The sequence below is a fragment of the Pseudoalteromonas umbrosa genome, assembly GCF_030125375.1.
Classification (GTDB): Bacteria; Pseudomonadota; Gammaproteobacteria; order Enterobacterales; family Alteromonadaceae; genus Pseudoalteromonas; species Pseudoalteromonas umbrosa.
Genome location: NZ_JASJUU010000001.1, coordinates 635148 through 654056, shown reverse-complemented (window position 1 = coordinate 654056; position 18909 = coordinate 635148). Strand labels below are relative to the sequence as shown.

Annotated in this window: 16 protein-coding genes; 10 read left to right on the top strand and 6 right to left on the bottom strand. The window is 41.7% G+C overall.

What is annotated here, in order from left to right:
• Positions 1–468 precede the first annotated feature (468 nt).
• On the bottom strand, positions 469–909 hold the full coding sequence (locus tag QNM16_RS02800; RefSeq protein ID WP_284019064.1) for a hypothetical protein: 441 nt from the start codon (positions 907–909) through the stop codon (positions 469–471).
• A gap of 343 nt (positions 910–1252) precedes the next feature.
• Between QNM16_RS02800 and ccoN the strand changes: the two genes are divergently transcribed.
• The 10 genes from ccoN (at position 1253) to uspE (ending at position 10231) form a co-directional block, all read left to right on the top strand.
• Positions 1253–2686 carry a cytochrome-c oxidase, cbb3-type subunit I gene (ccoN, locus tag QNM16_RS02795; RefSeq protein ID WP_023401643.1) on the top strand — a complete coding sequence of 478 codons (1434 nt, stop codon included), beginning with the start codon at positions 1253–1255 and terminating at the stop codon, positions 2684–2686.
• 12 nt (positions 2687–2698) lie between these two features.
• The gene (gene ccoO / locus QNM16_RS02790; RefSeq protein WP_237136372.1) at positions 2699–3319 is read left to right on the top strand and encodes a cytochrome-c oxidase, cbb3-type subunit II; all 621 of its coding nucleotides are present in this window, start codon (positions 2699–2701) and stop codon (positions 3317–3319) included.
• A gap of 6 nt (positions 3320–3325) precedes the next feature.
• Positions 3326–3511 carry a cbb3-type cytochrome oxidase subunit 3 gene (locus QNM16_RS02785; protein WP_046355371.1) on the top strand — a complete coding sequence of 62 codons (186 nt, stop codon included), beginning with the start codon at positions 3326–3328 and terminating at the stop codon, positions 3509–3511.
• Positions 3508–4473, top strand: a complete 966-nt coding sequence (gene ccoP, locus QNM16_RS02780; protein ID WP_284019063.1) for a cytochrome-c oxidase, cbb3-type subunit III — start codon at positions 3508–3510, stop codon at positions 4471–4473. Before QNM16_RS02785 ends, ccoP begins: the two co-directional genes overlap by 4 nt.
• Before the next feature lie 126 nt (positions 4474–4599).
• Positions 4600–5091 carry a FixH family protein gene (locus tag QNM16_RS02775; protein WP_284019062.1) on the top strand — a complete coding sequence of 164 codons (492 nt, stop codon included), beginning with the start codon at positions 4600–4602 and terminating at the stop codon, positions 5089–5091.
• Positions 5092–5096: 5 nt separating this feature from the next.
• Positions 5097–7469, top strand: coding sequence for a heavy metal translocating P-type ATPase (locus QNM16_RS02770; protein WP_284019061.1), 2373 nt, complete (start codon positions 5097–5099; stop codon positions 7467–7469).
• A complete protein-coding gene (ccoS, locus tag QNM16_RS02765) occupies positions 7466–7639 on the top strand; it encodes a cbb3-type cytochrome oxidase assembly protein CcoS (protein WP_063359916.1) in 174 nt (57 codons plus the stop codon). Before QNM16_RS02770 ends, ccoS begins: the two co-directional genes overlap by 4 nt.
• The gene (locus QNM16_RS02760) at positions 7626–8297 is read left to right on the top strand and encodes a sulfite exporter TauE/SafE family protein (RefSeq protein WP_284019060.1); all 672 of its coding nucleotides are present in this window, start codon (positions 7626–7628) and stop codon (positions 8295–8297) included. The genes ccoS and QNM16_RS02760 overlap by 14 nt, the downstream gene beginning before the upstream one ends.
• Before the next feature lie 186 nt (positions 8298–8483).
• A complete protein-coding gene (locus QNM16_RS02755; RefSeq protein WP_284019059.1) occupies positions 8484–9212 on the top strand; it encodes an FNR family transcription factor in 729 nt (242 codons plus the stop codon).
• 95 nt (positions 9213–9307) lie between these two features.
• Positions 9308–10231 carry a universal stress protein UspE gene (gene uspE, locus QNM16_RS02750; protein ID WP_284019058.1) on the top strand — a complete coding sequence of 308 codons (924 nt, stop codon included), beginning with the start codon at positions 9308–9310 and terminating at the stop codon, positions 10229–10231.
• A gap of 448 nt (positions 10232–10679) precedes the next feature.
• On the opposite strand, the gene ccoG is transcribed toward uspE, so the two are convergent.
• The 5 genes from ccoG to carA all read right to left on the bottom strand — a co-directional run bounded on the left by ccoG (position 10680) and on the right by carA (position 18707).
• Positions 10680–12062, bottom strand: coding sequence for a cytochrome c oxidase accessory protein CcoG (gene ccoG / locus QNM16_RS02745; protein WP_284019057.1), 1383 nt, complete (start codon positions 12060–12062; stop codon positions 10680–10682).
• A 138-nt stretch (positions 12063–12200) separates the two neighbouring features.
• Positions 12201–13640, bottom strand: a complete 1440-nt coding sequence (locus QNM16_RS02740) for a sigma-54 interaction domain-containing protein (RefSeq protein ID WP_284019887.1) — start codon at positions 13638–13640, stop codon at positions 12201–12203.
• Positions 13641–13810: 170 nt separating this feature from the next.
• Complete coding sequence (greA, locus tag QNM16_RS02735; RefSeq protein WP_039609029.1) at positions 13811–14287, bottom strand: transcription elongation factor GreA; 477 nt, start codon at positions 14285–14287, stop codon at positions 13811–13813.
• A gap of 46 nt (positions 14288–14333) precedes the next feature.
• Positions 14334–17552 (bottom strand): carbamoyl-phosphate synthase large subunit, encoded by a 3219-nt coding sequence (gene carB, locus QNM16_RS02730; protein ID WP_284019056.1) that lies wholly within the window; start codon positions 17550–17552, stop codon positions 14334–14336.
• Between the two features lie 18 nt (positions 17553–17570).
• Complete coding sequence (carA, locus tag QNM16_RS02725; RefSeq protein WP_039609524.1) at positions 17571–18707, bottom strand: glutamine-hydrolyzing carbamoyl-phosphate synthase small subunit; 1137 nt, start codon at positions 18705–18707, stop codon at positions 17571–17573.
• Between the last annotated feature and the right edge of the window lie 202 nt (positions 18708–18909).

Genomic DNA, 18909 nt, shown 5'->3' with positions numbered 1-18909 from the left:
CTTCAAGGAAACTGCCTCCACTTTTGCAATACCCTGACCAATAAAATACAAAAAAACAACAATACAGAAACTTAAAGCATACACAAGCCACGCAATGTTACTCATATGAAAACAAACTAATCAAAAAAAATCAATAAAACATTTCAACCAACTGCGAAGATAACCCTGAAGGAATTCACAAAAAAACAAAAAGTCCTTAAAAACAAAAGACCAAATCTAGTAAAAAGAACTAATCAAAGCCATATATTTCAAAAATATTGCAATATGCACAACCACTATAATTAAGTATCAGCTACACAATGGAAAAAGTATCAATCTCGAAACAGTTTCAAAAATAGAAACAATCAGCTTTACTCAATAAACAACAAACCATCATAGATGAACCAAGCTAATCCGATAGGAGTTGTAGTGCTGACAGTATGGGGGGGAAAAGTGTATAACTGAGCAAATTGAATCAATTATCTGTAACTAACGATATGAAAAAAAGTATAAAGGATTACTTGACCCGAAACGATTAAGTGAAGGAACCAAAACCTGCCATTGCATTTCAGCTAAATTACAGGCTCCTACCATTACCTCTGCCTGCCATAACCCTACTTCAATTTGAGTAAATTCAATTGGGATTTTCCCCATATACATAGAAACCCCTTCTATATATGCATTATTCAAATCAATATCAGCTTGCGCTTTAACGAAAATCACAAAAGGCTCTTCGGCTCTTATTTGTTTTTTTGATAGCCAAAATTGGGTTGATGGGCTCACACGACATGGAGAAACCTCAGAGCAATTTTTAGTTTTGACTGAACTTTCACTTTTTTCTGAACTTTCATGTATAATTGTAGGTAGCTCCGAGCAAGACGTAAGTAAATAAATTGAAATTATCAAAGCGAATATTGAAAAATAGCGCATAATTTAAGCTGACTAGAGTCAAAATTGTATGCCTATGATACTACGCTTATCAAGCTTTGAGGGCCAGCCAAGGTTAGTATAAATCTCGGTTGAATTGACCACGGTCATGAAAACTGGACGGTTTTAAACTACCTGCTGAAAACTTGATTGATGTCATGCTTTGGGGTGTTTTAGGTATCTTTTGTTTTGCAAAAAAATTATTATTTCCTTGCAAAAATAAGGGTTTCTCAGGCTTGCTTTGGCTTATTTAGCGTACTCAAAGCGAGACTGTTGAAATATAAAAGAGGGCCTGTTTTACAGGTTAATCATTTCTAAACGCATTAACTGCAGCGGAATCCAGAAAATGAGCCAAACAGTAGCATCACAAACTGAGTACAATTATAAAGTTGTACGCCAATTCGCTATAATGACAGTGATTTGGGGCATCGTTGGCATGGGTGTAGGTGTATTTATCGCAGCGCAACTTGCTTGGCCTGCTTTAAACTTCGACATTCCATGGTTAACTTACTCTCGACTTCGTCCGTTACATACGAACGCTGTTATTTTCGCCTTTGGTACTAGTGCATTATTTGCAACGTCATATTACGTCGTGCAACGCACGTGTCAAACGCGTCTCTTCTCCGACAAATTAGCTTCATTTACATTTTGGGGCTGGCAAGCAATTATCGTTGCAGCCGCGATTACACTGCCTTTAGGTATTACAAGCTCGAAAGAATATGCAGAGCTAGAGTGGCCTATTGATATCGCAATTGCAGTCGTTTGGGTAACTTACGCAGTCGTCTTTTTCGGCACATTGATTAACCGTAAAGTATCTCATATCTATGTCGCAAACTGGTTCTATGCAGGATTTATTATCACTGTTGCTGTCCTCCACATCGTTAATAGCATGGCTGTACCGGTATCACTTACTAAATCATACTCAATCTACGCAGGTGCGGTAGATGCAATGGTACAATGGTGGTACGGTCACAACGCGGTAGGCTTCCTTCTAACGGCTGGATTTTTAGGTATGATGTACTATTTCGTTCCTAAACAAGCTGGTCGCCCTGTATATTCATATAGATTGTCCGTAGTACACTTCTGGGCACTTGTCTCTCTTTACATTTGGGCTGGCCCTCACCACCTTCATTATACTGCATTACCTGATTGGACTCAGTCGCTTGGTATGGTTATGTCGGTAATTCTATTTGTTCCTTCATGGGGCGGTATGATCAACGGTATTATGACGCTATCAGGCGCGTGGCATAAGCTTCGTACCGATCCAGTATTGCGCTTCTTAGTTGTTTCTCTGTCATTCTACGGTATGTCAACATTTGAAGGTCCAATGATGGCAATCAAGTCTGTAAACGCCCTATCGCATTACACTGACTGGACTGTTGGCCATGTTCACTCTGGCGCTCTTGGCTGGGTTGCAATGATTTCAATTGGTGCTATATACCACTTGATCCCTGCATTATTTGGCCACGCGAATATGTATAGCGTGAAACTGGTTAATACACACTTCTGGTTACACACTGTGGGCGTTGTTTTATATATCGTTGCTATGTGGATTTCAGGTGTAATGCAAGGCTTGATGTGGCGAGCAGTAAACTCTGACGGTACATTGATGTACAGCTTTGTGCAATCTCTAGAGGCTTCATATCCATTCTATATCATGCGCTTCCTAGGCGGTGTGTTCATCGTAGTCGGCATGCTAGTAATGGCTTATAACGTATACCGCACTGTTACTGCAAAAAGTGGCTCCCTTGCTACTGATGCAAACACGCAAATGGCTTAAGAGGTATCGACTATGAGCAATAATAACTCGACAAATAAACACGAAATAGTAGAAAAGAACGTTGGATTGATGGCGATTCTCACAGTGTTTGCGATTAGCTTCGGTGCATTGGTAGAAATAACGCCACTGATGTTCCAAGATGACACGACAAAGCCAGTTGAGGGCCTGCGCCCATTAACTGCACTTGAGATGGAAGGCCGAGACATTTATGTCCGTGAAGGCTGTTACAACTGTCATTCACAAATGATCCGACCATTTAGGGATGAAGTTGAACGATATGGTCACTACTCCGTCGCTGGCGAATCTGTTTGGGACCACCCTTTCCAATGGGGTTCTAAAAGAACTGGACCTGATCTTGCGCGTGTTGGTGGTCGTTATTCTGACGACTGGCATTATGCGCACCTGATCGACCCTCGCTCCGTAGTTCCTGAATCAAATATGCCTGGTTACCCTTGGCTAGAAGAGAACGTACTGGATGGTAAATTAACCGCTAAGAAGCTTGAAGTCTTTAAGAACTTTGGCGTTCCTTACACTGACGAAGATATCAAGAACGCACAGCAAGCAGTCCAAGGCAAAACCGAAATGGAAGCTTTGATCGCTTACTTGCAACAACTTGGCACACATTTGAAGTAATTTATTATGGATTACGGCACATACAGAGGCATTTTAACTCTGGTAATTTTAGTACTGTTCATTGTGATTGTTGTGTGGGCTTACAGCAAACGAACCAAAAGTCGGTTTGATGACGCTGCAAAAGCCATATTCGACGATGAAATAAAACACGACAACACAATTTCAAAAGAGGAAAAGGAGTCTGAAAAATGACTAGCTTTTGGAGTATTTGGGTCATCGTATTGACCTTAGCATGTCTGGCTCTCATTTTTGGCCTATTAATTTGGAATCTGAAAAACTACACAGGTGTCGAAGAAGGTGCCAGTTGTGGTCATGAGTTTGACGGCATCGAAGAACTAAACAACCCACTGCCAAAATGGTGGACTTACATGTTCTTCGCAACATTCGTTTGGTCTGTGTACTACCTTGCAATGTATCCTGGCTTAGGTAACTTTGCTGGTTTACTTGGCTGGACCAGCTCTAACCAAGGTGTCATATCGCTCGAAGAGTCTAAACAAGCTGTGTTAGACGCAAAAGATAAAGGGCTCTGGGTTCAACTTGATAAAGAGTTTGAAGCCGCTGACGAACGTTTTGGTCCTATCTTTAAAGCGTTTGCAGAGCAAGATGTATTAACACTTGCAAAAGATTCAGACGCGTTGGAAATCGGGCAAAGGCTGTATGCTCAAAACTGTGCACAGTGTCACGGCTCAGATGCGCGTGGTGGCCTTGGCTTCCCTAACCTGACTGACAAAGACTGGTTATATGGCGGCACACCGGATCAAATCAAAGAAACACTGTTAAAAGGTCGAGTTGCAGCGATGCCAGGTTGGGAAGCTGCATTAGGTGAGCAAGGCGTAAAAGAAATGACCGCTTATGTACTGAGCCTATCAGGTCGTACAGTAAACCAAAAAGATGCTGACGCTGGTAAAGCTAAGTTTGGCATGTGTGCAGCGTGTCACGGTGCTGACGGCACTGGGTCTGTCGCACTTGGAATGGCATTCGGTGCACCTGATTTGACCGATAATATTTGGCTATACGGTGGCTCAAAACGCGCTGTTGAAGAGTCAATACGTCATGGACGCGCAGGTGTGATGCCGGCATGGAAAGACATTTTAGGTGAAGATAAAGTTCATCTTTTAACTGCCTATGTGTACAGCTTATCTCAAGAGAAATAAGCATGGCATAAACATGTAAGCCTCCATAATGGAGGCTTACTTATAGTAACAAACTAACGTAAATTTAATATAAAACTCGCCTAGTTAGGCAGCAAAACAAACAACAATGTAAAGTAGTGAATAATTATGAATCCAACTCCGTGGTATAAGAATTTTTGGCCTTGGTTTTTAATGTTTTTCCCACTAGTCACCATCATTGCGTGCGTATTTTTAGTGACTTATGCCGTTGGTAACGGTCCTGATATGGTCGTCGATGATTATTACAAAAAAGGCAAAGCAATCAACCTCGAGTTGAGCAAATTCAATAAAGCAAAAGCGCTATATCTACATGGCGATTTGATCGTTGAAAATGACAAAATCAGCTTTGACTTCACCAAAGGCGACCGCAGTAATGTCAACGCATTAAAAGTATCGTTTTATCACCGAACAATTAAAGAATACGACTTCTCCACGACCCTGCTTGCCAATGCCAGCGGCACATTCACCGCGTTGCTAGATAAAGAACACCGAGGCGCATTTACCGTGTTCATTGAACCTATGGACGGCAGTTGGAAAATGAAGGAAAACTTACAATTACCAACAGATAAGCCAGTTTCTATTACACCTCAATACAAGTAATTCTTATGGCAAAAAGTTGTTTTCATTGCCTTGAAGCTGTCCCTTCAGGATTTCAAGGTGAAGTTGTTTTCGAAGGAATCGCAAATCCAGTCTGTTGCACAGGGTGTCAAGCAGTTGCAGAAACAATCCTTGCGCAAGGGATGAGTGACTATTATAAATTTCGCACAGAGTCCAGCGGCAAAGTTGAAGAATTAGTACCAGAACAATTAAAAGAACTTCTCAGCTACGACAACAAAGATATTCAAAAAGACTTTGTGGCTGAGCAAGGCAATTTAAAGGAAGTACTACTCAGTGTTGAAGGGATCAGCTGTGCAGCATGTGCATGGCTCATTGAGAAACAATTACTTGCAATCCCTGGCATTAAACGTGTCGATGTTAATACCTCAACCCACCGAGCGATGATCTTGTGGCAAGATGAAACGACCAAGCTCAGTGAAATCATCGCGGCACTAATGCAAATCGGATACAAAGCGTATCCATTCCAAGCAGATGAAGAAGCCGCGCAAAAACAAGCTGCAGCTAAAGCCTATATGCGTCGCTTAGGCGTTGCAGGGCTAATGACTATGCAAGTCATGATGTTCGCTTTTGCCATGTACTTTGGCATGTTTTCAGGTATGGAAGAAGGGTTTGAGCAATATTTCCGTTGGATCAGTTTAATTTTAGCTTCGCCTGTCATTCTCTATTCTGCCCTACCTTTTTTGACGAATGCAGTAAAAGGCCTTAAAAGTCGCCAGCTCAATATGGATCTGCCGGTTTCATTGGCTATTTTTGGCGCATATGGTGCGAGCTGTTACGCGACTGTCATGTCGGTGGGCGAGGTCTATTTTGAGTCCATCTGCATGTTTACTTTTCTACTCCTACTTGGAAAGTATCTAGAGTTTAGAGCCCGAATGAAAGCAAGCGAGTTTACTGCTAACTTGCAAAAACTCTTGCCTCTTACCGCTAGGCGATTAGCTGGCACAACAGAAGAAGTCATTGCGGCGAAAAACCTGCAATTAAACGATTTAATCTTGGTTAAACCTGGTGAGACAATCCCCGCCGATGGCATTGTGATTGAGGGTACTAGTACAGTCGACGAATCGATGATGACTGGTGAGCATCTCCCGATTAAAAAATTTACCAATCATCAAGTCTATGCTGGCACACTGAATCACGATGGTGTGATCACCTTAAAAATTAACAAAGTTGGGCAAAACACACTACTCAATCAGATCATTAAGCTTCAACATAATGCTTTAATGAAAAGGCCCAAAATTGTTGAAGTAACCGATAAAGTCGCTCAGTGGTTTGTGGCTTGTTTACTAATCTTTGCCTCCATCACCGCAATTGGCTGGTATCATGTCGAACCCGAGCATGCATTCTGGGTCACAATCGCCGTTTTGGTTGCCACCTGCCCTTGCGCATTAAGCTTGGCTATCCCTACAGCCTTAACCTGTGCAGTTGCGACACTTACCAAAAAAGGGATCTTGATCAAAGAAGCGCATGTGTTAGAAACAACGCCTAAAGTAAGTCGCTACGCTTTTGATAAAACAGGCACCCTTACTGAAGGCCGTTTTACCATTTCAAATGTAACGATTCTAGATGAGCAATATGCAAAGTCGATGATTTTGTCGATTGCAAGCGCACTAGAGCGCTATTCTGAGCATCCAATAGCGAAAGCGTTTGTTGATGAAAAAGTCAGCTTTTTAGAAATACATGAAGCGAAGGTATCAACAGGCCTTGGTGTAAGTGGAGAATTTGAAGGCAAACACATCGCAATTGGTAAGCCAAGTTGGTTTGGAAGCCACGCCTCTTTTGCGCAGGCAACTCTGTTTGTTGACAAACGCCCTATCGCTGATTTTTACCTTCAAGACAAAGTACGAGCAAGCGCCCCCGAAGTCATCGAATATTTACAGTCTCATCAGCTCACATGCCATATGTTGACCGGAGATAGCTCAAAAGCTGCCAGCAATCTATCTAACGAGCTTGGACTTGATTCTTATAAACAAGCGTGTGCACCAAAAGACAAGCAACATGAAGTAGAACTATGGTCTGATAAAGGTCACATCGTAGCTATGGTTGGCGATGGCGTAAACGATAGTCCAGTATTTAATAGTGCCCACCTTTCTATCGCAATGGAAACTGGCGCGGATATTTCAAAAAACACGGCAGATGTAGTACTGTTAAATAGTGATCTAAATTCACTGAAAACGCTACAAAGTGTGGCTATAAAAACTAAGCGAATAATTAAACAAAATTTGACGATTTCGCTACTGTATAACGGCTCTATCTTACCATTAGCTGCACTTGGGCTCGTGCCACCTTGGCTCGCTGTGATTGGCATGTCAGCAAGCTCTATTGTGGTCATTACCAACTCATTAAGGTTATTGAAACTATGAGTATAATTTATGTATTAATCCCCATCGCTATTTTATTTGTGGTTATCGCCATTGGGGTGTTTTTTTGGGCTGTAAAAAGCGAGCAATTCTCTGATCTAAACAAGCAAGCGCACAGCATTTTGTTTGAAGATGACAAAGAGCAGCATAATAAGAGTAATGATGGAAATTAATTTTGCCAGTGCATTTTTAATGGGCCTGATGGGCAGTGGCCACTGCCTAGCTATGTGTGGAGGCATTGCGTCAAGCTTACAGCTTGCCCAATCAAAACAACCTCCCCTTCTCGTCGCTTTTTTATACAATTCCGGCCGACTTTTAAGTTATGCTACCGCAGGCCTGTTGGTTGCTGCACTGGGCGCATCTTTAGCTAAACAACACACTGGGTTTGCTATTGCTTTATCCTATTTAAGTGGCGTATTTATGCTGCTCGTTGGCCTATACATTATGCGGCTTGCTGGCACACTAAATTGGCTAGAAAAACTCGGAAACTTTGTAATTTGGCAACGTATAGTCAAGCTAAATAAACACATTTTACCGATTGATACCAAAGCAAAAGCGCTTGCTTATGGCGCTTTATGGGGATGGCTACCATGCGGCCTTGTATACAGTGCTTTGATATGGAGCCTTCAAGCTAAAAGTGCCCTGTATGGCGCACTGACTATGGTGGCTTTCGCTCTGGGGACCTTTCCTGCATTACTTGTTGCAGGACAATCAGCGCAAATACTCAACAAATTTTTAAACCATACAGTAACGAGAGTGGCCCTTGGTAATCTCTTTGTATGGTATGGGTTTTATTTGATTATCATCACTAGTAATAAACTAGTAGATTAATCTAGTTTTATGCTTGCTAATATTAGATAATAGCGAGCATAGATTAAGCTCTTAAAAGCAGGAGTTTTTAAGGGCTTATTATGGTGAAAATTTCGAAGTACTTAACTTAATAATAATATTTAAGTTTTTGTTTTTGGCAATTTTTGAATTTATTTTTTATGTGCGTCTAAGAGTAATGGATTAATTATGGATTTAAATAATCGCTCCAAAAGTCAGTGTACAATAAGTTGTACAAATTGCAGTATAAGTCAGCTTTGCTTGCCTTATTCACTCAATGGTAATGAGATGGATAAGCTAGATGAGATTATCGAACGAAAGAAACCTTTGCATAAAGGTGACTTCTTATTCGAATCTGGCACAGCACTTCAAGCAATTTATGCCGTTAGATCTGGCTCATTTAAATCTTATACCCTGTCTGAGCAAGGTGATGAGCAAATAACTGGGTTCCACCTCGCTGGTGACTTAGTTGGTTTTGATGCCATCAATAAAATGCAACATCAAAGCTTTGCACAAGCACTTGAAACCTCAATGGTGTGTGAAATCCCGTTTGAAACACTTGATGAACTTGCAGGCAAATTACCAAAATTAAGACAGCAGATTATGAGACTAATGAGTAACGAGATCAACTATGATCAAGAGATGCTATTGTTACTCAACAAAAAAACGGCTGAAGAAAGGCTCGCAACCTTTATCTTTAACTTATCTAACAGATTTGGCGAACGTGGTTTCTCTCGTAAAGAGTTCCGCTTTACAATGACACGAGGCGAAATTGGTAACTACCTAGGCCTGACGGTTGAAACTATCAGCCGCCTGTTAAGCCGCTTTCAAAAAGCTGGCTTAATCAAAGTTGAAGGTAAATTCATTACCATTATAGAGCCTGAAGGCTTAGCTGCGGCTGCTGGTATTACTACTTGATCTAAACCAATATTTCTGCCGAATTCGCTTTATACCTTGGCTATATCAGTTACACTCAAAGTATATTGATTAGCCAAGTGCCATAGGAGGCTTTTATGGATAAGATAAAGAGAATTCTCACTGTTATTGATCCCACAAAAGAGCAGCAAAATAGCCTTGAACGCTCTATTAGTCTCGCCCAAAAAACAGGGGCAAAAATAACAGCCTTCCTCTCTATTTATGACTTTTCTTACGAAATGACGACCATGCTTTCCAAGGAAGAACGTGAAGCAATGCGCCTCGCAGTTATTAAAGATAGAGAAGAATGGATCAATATACAGATAGAAAAGTATACCAACTTAAACATCCAAGCGAAGGTAGTATGGCACAACCGGCCGTATGAAGCGATTATAGAAGAAGTACTCGATGAGCAATTCGATATCGTTATCAAATCAACTCATCAGCACGATACGTTAAAGTCCGTTATATTTACCCCTACTGATTGGCATCTAATTCGCAAATGTCCTACCCCGGTTCTTTTGGTGAAAGATAAAGCTTGGCCAGAGCATGGAGAGATTATCGCAGCAGTTAACTCGGTCAGTGATAATGAGCAGCATCAAGAGCTCAACAAACGGATTGTCAAAGACGCCTTGTTTATTTGCGATCTTGCAGATGCGTCATTGAGCTTGGTTAATACCTATCCTGCAACCCCCGTAAACATCGCCATAGAAATTCCTGAATTCAACCCATCGCAATACAGTGAGGCGGTTAAAAAACACCATGAAGATGAAACATGGTCTTTAGCGAGTAAGTTTAATATCGCAAAAGAGACCTGTATTATCGAAGAAGGTCTACCTGAAGATGTTATCCCTTCTGTTGCAGATAAAAAATCAGCTGAGCTTGTCGTCATTGGTACGGTAGGAAGAACAGGATTGAGTGCCGCTTTAATTGGTAATACGGCAGAACATGTAATTGATAGCTTAGATTGTGATGTCTTAGCGCTTAAGCCTGACGGTTACAAAAGCCCTCTAGAAAACTAGATACTGAAAAGTCCGATATTTAGTATCGGACTTTTCTTCAATGCATCAAGTGCCAGCTTATTCGTGCGTTAATAGCTACAGCATAAAGAGATAAACCACTCCAACAAAGCACAACCCAAACAGACATAACATGACGAACCTTAGAAAACGGTTAGACTTGGGCATTTCATATTGTCTAAATGCTTTCAAATTCAAGGCATCTCTATTTGATAAACCTTTACAATGTGGACACTCATCAAGTTCATCACTCAAAGACACACCACAGCGCTCGCATGGTGAACAATCAGAACTTCGATACCAAAACATATTAACCTCTTACCATATTTGACGACGCCAAATGACAGGAAAACTTTACGCAATTTAGACCGTTATATTCTCATACTTTAACTAGGTAGTAAAAAAGGGCCAATTGGCCCTTTGAGGAATAACCCAGTGCTCTACTAAAACACTAGTTTTTATAAAAATAGCTATCTTTCGTTATAGAAATACTGCTATCTTCATTCGCGGAAATAGTAAATTGAATTGACGTTCGTTTACTTTGAATATCATAGCCATCAGCGGCAATAGTCACAGGGACGAGTAACATCTTACCGCCTTGTATTTCAATCTCTTGCGGGGCTGTTAGTTTAGCGTTATCCAACCCACTGAAGCTTACTTTGTATTGCAACGTTTGCTGCGTTTTATTAATAATACTCAACGTGTATGGATTTTCGACTAACCCTTCGTAATTAACTCTATAAAGTGCATTACGGTCACGAATTACAGATGCTTCAATGGGTGTACGATTAAATGCCCAAATTGCCATGGTCGCAAGTATAACCGCAAACAAGCCTGCATAGCCGACAAGTTTGAGTCTGAAAGGGCTAGATGTTTTTCCAGCTGTTTGATTTTCACTAACGTACTGTATTAACCCAGTTTGATACCCAAACTTAGACATGGTGTCATCACATGCATCTATACATAATCCACAGTTAATACACTCATACTGAAGGCCATTTCGTATATCTATGCCCGCAGGACACACCTCAACACACAAGTTGCAGTCTACGCAATCTCCAAGCCCTTGTGCTTTGTGATCAGACTTGCGCTTGCGTGGCCCACGATTCTCTCCTCGTATTGCATCGTAAGTAACTAACAAAGTGTCTTTGTCGAACATAACTGATTGGAAGCGTGAATATGGACATGCCACATTACACATTTTTTCTCTTAAAAAACCTGCATTGCCGTAGGTACAAAAAGCAAATAAAAAAACCCAGAAACTCACTAAACCAGACCACTCTAAAGTGAACATATCGATATACAAGGTTTTCGCTGGAACAAAATAAGCCATGAAAGAGGTCGCGGTAAATAAAGAAATCAATAACCAAATAGTGTGTTTAGCTGTTTTTCTAAGCGCTTTTTGTGAATTCCAATTCGATTTATCTAGTTTAATACGTTGATTACGAGTTCCCTCAACTCGATGCTCTACCCATGTAAACATTAGCATCCAAATGGATTGAGGGCAGGTATAGCCACACCAAACTCGGCCCAACCAGTTAGTGACAAAAAATAAGCCAAAAGCACCTGCCATAAATACCCAAGCTAAAATCATAAAGTCATGCGGCAAAAATGTCTGACTAAATATTCTAAATTGCTGGCTTGAAACATCAAAAAGGACAGCTTGCTGGCCTTTATAGGGGATCCAAGGAATGGCGATAAATACCAACATCAAGATCCAACCAAGGTTGCGACGAATTTTCTGAAAGAACCCTTTTTGTTCTCGGATATAAATTGGCCCTTCTTGCTTGTAGGGCTTAATAATCATATCCTCTTCTTTAATATCAAACTTCATATTACTTGCTTACGGTAAGTGGAACACAATGAGTGTTTTGCAACTTTCAGACCAAACTGAAAGATAATTAAAGCATTGATATTTAATGGACTTTAATTAATGCAACTTTACTTTAACGTGATATTTCACGAAACTCCTTTAAATATCGCGTTTTTTCAAGATCCCCAACTTTTTCATCTTAGAGCGCAATGTACTTTCATTTAATCCAAGCTTTTCAGCAGCACCTTGTGCACCTGATATTTTCCAACCGCTCATCTCTAGCACTTTAATAATGTGGTGCTTTTGAACTTCATCCAAACGAACTGCAGACTCGCCTTTAATGACAACATTTTCATCTATGTGTAAAGGCTGGGACAAGTGCAATGTGTAACCGCTTGCTAAAATGGCTTCACGCTCCAAAATATTTTGAAGTTCTCTAATATTTCCAGGCCAATCATAGGATTCTAATTTTATTAAAGATTTTTTCGCTATTCCTTTGATTTGCTTGCCTAACCGAACATTAAGCTTATTAATCATGTTGGCACACAGCATAGGTAAATCTTCTTTTCTTTCACGAAGCGGAGGCACTTTAATAGGGAATACATTTAATCGATAATATAAATCCATCCTAAACACCCCCTCTTCCACCATTTGCCACAAGTCTCTGTTTGTCGCTGCAATTACTCGTATATTAACGGATATGGTTTTTGTACCGCCAACACGCTCAAACTCTTGCTCTTGCAGCACGCGCAGTAGCTTGCTTTGTGCTTCTTGGGGTAGCTCACCAATCTCATCTAAAAATAAGGTGCCATTGTGTGCAAGCTCAAAACGGCCTTTTCTTTTATCATGTGCGCCTGTAAATGCGCCTTTTTCATGACCAAATAATTCTGACTCTAACAAACTTGGGGAAAATGCAGCACAATTCACACGTACAAATGGCATTTTTGAGCGACCACTTAAGGCATGAAGGTTTCGCGCAACTAACTCTTTACCGGTACCGTTTTCACCTAAAACCAATACTGTACTGTCGGTTGTACTGACTAACTTAATTTGCTCGATCATACGATTGAAAACATGACTTTGGCCCACCAAACCAGAACCTTGCCAATTTTGATTAATTTCAGACAACAGATAGCTATTTTCGTCTTTTAATTGCTCTGATAAAGATTGCACTTGCATGAGCGCATCACGGAGTGCTTGCTCTGTTTCCTCTTGTTGTGAAATATCGCGAAATATCGCCACAGCCCCTATCACTTGACCATCTCGATACACAGGTGTTGATGTGTATTCAACCGGAAAGCAACTCCCATCTTTACGCCAAAAAACCTCTCCTTTAACATAACGCGTTTCACCATCAAACATGGTTTTATAAATTTGGCACTCATCGGCAGGGTATTCGCTACCATCTGCATGGCTATGATGGTGATACTGATGAATTTTCTTTCCGAGTAACTCATCAGCTCCCCACCCTGTCATTTTTTCTGCTGCAGGGTTTATAAAAACGGCATTACCAGATAAGTCAAAGCCATAGATACCTTCGCCGACGGCATTGAGTAAGAGTTTTGGGTCATTTAAGAAGTGCTTAATAACAGATGACATCATAGTTCCTCGTGATATTTCACGATTGATAGTACGCCAATCAGCTTTATCTAGCGAGCAGTGTTCATAGAAAGGATGATCTTGGTCAAAAACGCTATTTAGGACAGGTCAGTAGAAATAAAAAAGCCCAGTTACAATGAACTGGGCTTTTTATCTTTAGGTTAGACTAATTAGACGTATTCAACTTCGATGATTTCGTATTCAACAGTACCGTTTGGAGTTTGAATATTAACTGAATCATCTAGCTCTTTGCCAACTAAGCCACGAGCAATTGGTGAATTTACAGAAATTAAATTGTTTTTAATGTCTGCTTCATCGTCGCCAACAATTTTATAAGTTACTTCTTCATCAGTATCTACATTAACAATCGTTACTGTACTACCAAAAATAACCTTGCCATTGTTAGCCATCTTTGTGACGTCAATTACTTGAGAAGTCGATAATTTAGCTTCGATTTCTTGAATTCGCCCTTCACAAAAACCCTGCTGTTCACGCGCAGCATGATACTCAGCGTTTTCTTTTAAGTCACCGTGTTCACGCGCTTCGGCGATATCAGCAACAATTTGGGGGCGAACCACTTTTTTCAGATGGTTCAGTTCTTCACGAAGCAACTCTTCGCCTCGCACAGTCATCGGAATTGATTGCATAAGTCTCTCACTTACCACCAAGGCCAAAGGCCTTGGCTTATATCCATTAGTTCAATCGCTGGTGTAATTCTTGTACAGAGTTTACAGAGCTTCTGTCATCTGCGGCATGCGCAGTACAGTTTGCAAACGCTGCATTTAGCGTGGTGGTGTAGTTAGTCTTATGCTGAAGTGCACCACGACGTAACACCTTCGAATCTTCAATCGCTTGGCGACCTTCAGTGGTATTTACGATGTAGCTGTACTCACCGTTCTTGATACGGTCAAGAATATGAGGACGACCTTCAAATACCTTGTTCACGCGGCGAACTTCAATGCCAGCTTCTTCTAGTGCTTTAGCTGTACCGTTCGTTGCGTCAAGCTCAAAACCGATAGCTTTCATCGTTTTAGCAAGCTCAACAACGCGTGACTTGTCGCTGTTACGGACAGATAGTAACGCGCGACCGCCACGTGGTAAAGCGTTTGATGCACCTAATTGAGCTTTTGCGAATGCTTCGGCGAAGTTTTCACCAACACCCATGACTTCACCCGTTGAACGCATCTCTGGACCACGGATTGGGTCAACACCTAAGAACTTAGCAAAAGGAAGTACAACTTCTTTCACGCTGTAATAAGGAGGAATTACTTCTTTTGTTACGCCTTGGCTTTCTAGAGATTGGCCGACCATACAACGTGCAGCTACTTTCGCAAGTGCAACACCTGTTGCTTTAGAAACAAATGGTACTGTACGCGCTGCACGAGGATTAACCTCGATTAGGTAAACTTTGCCATCTTTCACAGCAAACTGAGTATTCATTAGACCCACAACACCAAGCTCTAGCGCCATGTCACGTACTTGCTTGCGCATAACGTCTTGAATATCTTGCGATAAAGAGTGTGCTGGTAATGAACATGCTGAGTCACCTGAGTGAACACCCGCCTGCTCGATGTGCTCCATGATACCGCCGATGATCACGTTTTCACCATCACAGATAGCATCAACGTCTACTTCGATTGCATCATCTAAGAAGCGGTCAAGAAGAACTGGTGCTTCGTTAGATACAGATACCGCTTCAGTCATGTAACGACGTAAGTCATCTTCGTCATATACGATTTCCATCGCACGACCACCTAGTACGTATGATGGACGAACAACTAATGGGAAACCGATTTCTTGAGACTTAGCAACCGCTTCTTCTAATGAAGTTACTGTCGCGTTCTCAGGCTGCAGAAGGTCAAGACGTTCAACAAGTTGCTGGAAACGCTCACGGTCTTCTGCACGGTCGATTGCGTCAGGAGAAGTACCAATAACTGGCACACCATTCGCTTCAAGGTCACGAGCCAGCTTAAGTGGTGTTTGACCACCGTACTGAACGATAACGCCTTTTGGCTTCTCAACGCGTACGATTTCTAGCACATCTTCAAGTGTAATCGGCTCGAAGAATAGACGATCTGACGTATCATAATCTGTAGAAACTGTCTCAGGGTTACAGTTAACCATGATAGTTTCATAGCCATCTTCACGCATTGCAAGCGCCGCATGAACACAACAGTAATCGAATTCAATACCTTGACCGATACGGTTAGGGCCACCGCCGATAACCATGATCTTGTCTTTGTCAGACGGTGCTGCTTCACACTCTTCGTCATATGTAGAGTACATGTAAGCTGTGTCTGAGCTGAACTCTGCAGCACAAGTATCAACACGCTTGTATACAGGTAGGATTTCTAACTGATGACGCTTCTTACGGATTTCTTTTTCAGACACACCTGCAATTTCAGCGATGCGAGCATCAGCAAAGCCCTTACGTTTAAGGCGACGTAAGAAATCTTTGTTAAGACCTGCAAGACCTGCTTCTGCAATTTTAGTTTCATCTTTGATGATGTCTTCAATCTGAACTAAGTACCAACGGTCAATCTTAGTTAGCTCGAATACATCTTCAACACTCATACCGTGACGCATTGCATCTGCAATGTACCAAATACGCTCTGCACCTGGCTCACGTAATTCACGGATGATGGTTTCTTTTGCTTTAGGGTCATCAAGTGCAACGATTGGATTGAAACCTGTTGCGCCCACTTCCAGACCACGAAGTGCTTTATGAAGAGACTCTTGTTGGTTACGGCCAATCGCCATAACTTCACCAACAGACTTCATCTGAGTAGTTAGACGGTCATTTGCACCAGCGAACTTTTCAAAGTTAAAGCGAGGGATCTTAGTCACAACATAGTCAATTGAAGGTTCAAATGATGCTGGTGTCGCGCCACCAGTGATGTCATTTTGAAGCTCATCAAGCGTGTAACCTACAGCCAGTTTTGCTGCGATTTTCGCGATTGGGAAACCCGTTGCTTTTGATGCGAGTGCAGATGAACGAGATACACGAGGGTTCATCTCAATGATAACCATACGGCCATCTTTTGGATTTACACCAAACTGAACGTTTGAACCACCTGTTTCAACACCAATTTCACGCAGTACCGCCATCGAAGCGTTACGCATTAGCTGGTATTCTTTATCAGTTAATGTTTGCGCTGGTGCAACTGTGATTGAATCACCTGTATGTACACCCATTGGGTCAAAATTTTCAATAGAACATACGATGATACAATTGTCGTTTTTGTCACGAACAACTTCCATCTCGTATTCTTTCCAACCAAGTAAGCTCTCATCAATTAGAAGCTCATTCGTTGGTGAAAGGTCTAAACCACGTGTACAAATTTCTTCGAACTCTTCCATGTTGTAAGCAACACCACCACCGGTGCCACCCATTGTGAAAGAAGGACGGATGATACATGGGAAGCCAATACGCGTTAATACGTCTTTTGCTTCGTCCATTGAGTGTGCGATCTCTGCACGAGGACACTCAAGACCAATGTTTTTCATCGCGATGTCGAAACGCTCACGGTTTTCTGCTTTGTCGATTGCATCTGCAGTTGCACCGATAAGCTCAACATCGTGCTTAGCCAGCACACCGTGCTTGTCTAAGTCAAGCGCACAGTTCAGAGCTGTCTGACCACCCATGGTAGGAAGGACCGCATCTGGCTTTTCTTTTTCAATGATTTTTTCAACAACTTCCCAGTGAATTGGCTCGATGTAAGTTGCATCAGCCATTTCTGGGTCAGTCATAATCGTTGCAGGGTTCGAGTTTACAAGAATAACTCGATAACCTTCTTCTCTAAGCGCTTTACAGGCCTGAGCACCAGAGTAGTCAAATTCACATGCTTGGCCGATAACAATTGGGCCTGCGCCCAAGATTAGAATGCTTTTTATGTCGGTACGTTTTGGCATTGTTACTCCAGTAATAAATTAGGCTTTGCGTGCTTGCATTAATTCAATGAAGTGGTCAAACAACGGCGCTGCGTCGTGTGGACCTGGGCTTGCTTCAGGGTGACCTTGGAAACTGAAAGCTGGCTTATCAGTGCGGTGAATACCCTGTAACGTACCGTCGAATAATGACTTGTGCGTTGCACGAAGATTGTCAGGTAAGCTCTGCTCATCAGCAGCGAAACCATGGTTTTGCGCTGTGATCATCACTACGTCACGGTCTAAATCTTTAACCGGGTGGTTACCACCGTGGTGACCAAACTTCATTTTTACTGTTTTTGCACCTGATGCTAATGCCAGTAATTGGTGACCAAGACAAATACCAAAAATTGGAGTGTCTGTTTCAAGGAAAGACTTGATGGCATCAATTGCATAAGTACATGGCTCTGGATCACCAGGTCCATTTGAAAGGAAGATGCCGTCTGGGTTTAATGCCAGTACTTCTGCAGCGGAGGTTTCTGCAGGAACAACCGTTAGCTTACAGCCACGGTCAACTAGCATACGTAAGATATTTTTCTTTACACCAAAATCGTATGCAACAACATGGAACTGCTCTTCACCTTGCTCAAGCGTTTTAAAGCCTTCACCCAGTGTCCAGCTGCCTTCATTCCAAGGGAAAGAAGATTCTGTTGTTACAACTTTTGCTAAATCCATTCCTTTTAGGCCAGGGAATGCCTTAGCCGCTTCAAGCGCCTTTTGCTCGTCAACGTCATCACCAGCGATGATGCAGCCGTTTTGAGCTCCCTTATCACGTAGAATACGCGTCAGCTTACGCGTATCGATATCCGCTATCCCTAGAATATTACGTTCTTTTAAATAATCACTTAACGATTGTTCGTTACGGAAATTACTTGCTAGTAATGGTAAGTCACGAATCACAAGGCCTTTAGCCCAGATTTTGTCCGCTTCCTCGTCTTCACTGTTGGTACCAGTGTTTCCGATGTGCGGGTAAGTTAAGGTGACAATTTGTTCCGCGTAAGACGGATCTGTCAAGATTTCTTGATATCCTGTCATAGACGTATTGAATACTACCTCACCAACAGAAATACCGTCGGCGCCGATGGCAGTACCGCGAAACACCGTACCGTCTTCAAGGACTAACAGAGCGGATTTAGTCAAGTTAACCTCCATAGATATAAAAAAACGGGATAAGCAAACACGCTTTTTTCCCGTCTACAAAGCGCTTGGTAACACGCAGTAATTAAATTTTGGCAAATTCGTTATAGTCTACAGCACTTTCTGGGATTCGTCTAATAATTAGAGTAAAAAACTTGAAAATAAGCACTTAAAAGTCATTTTCAAGTGAAACCGCCAAAAAAAT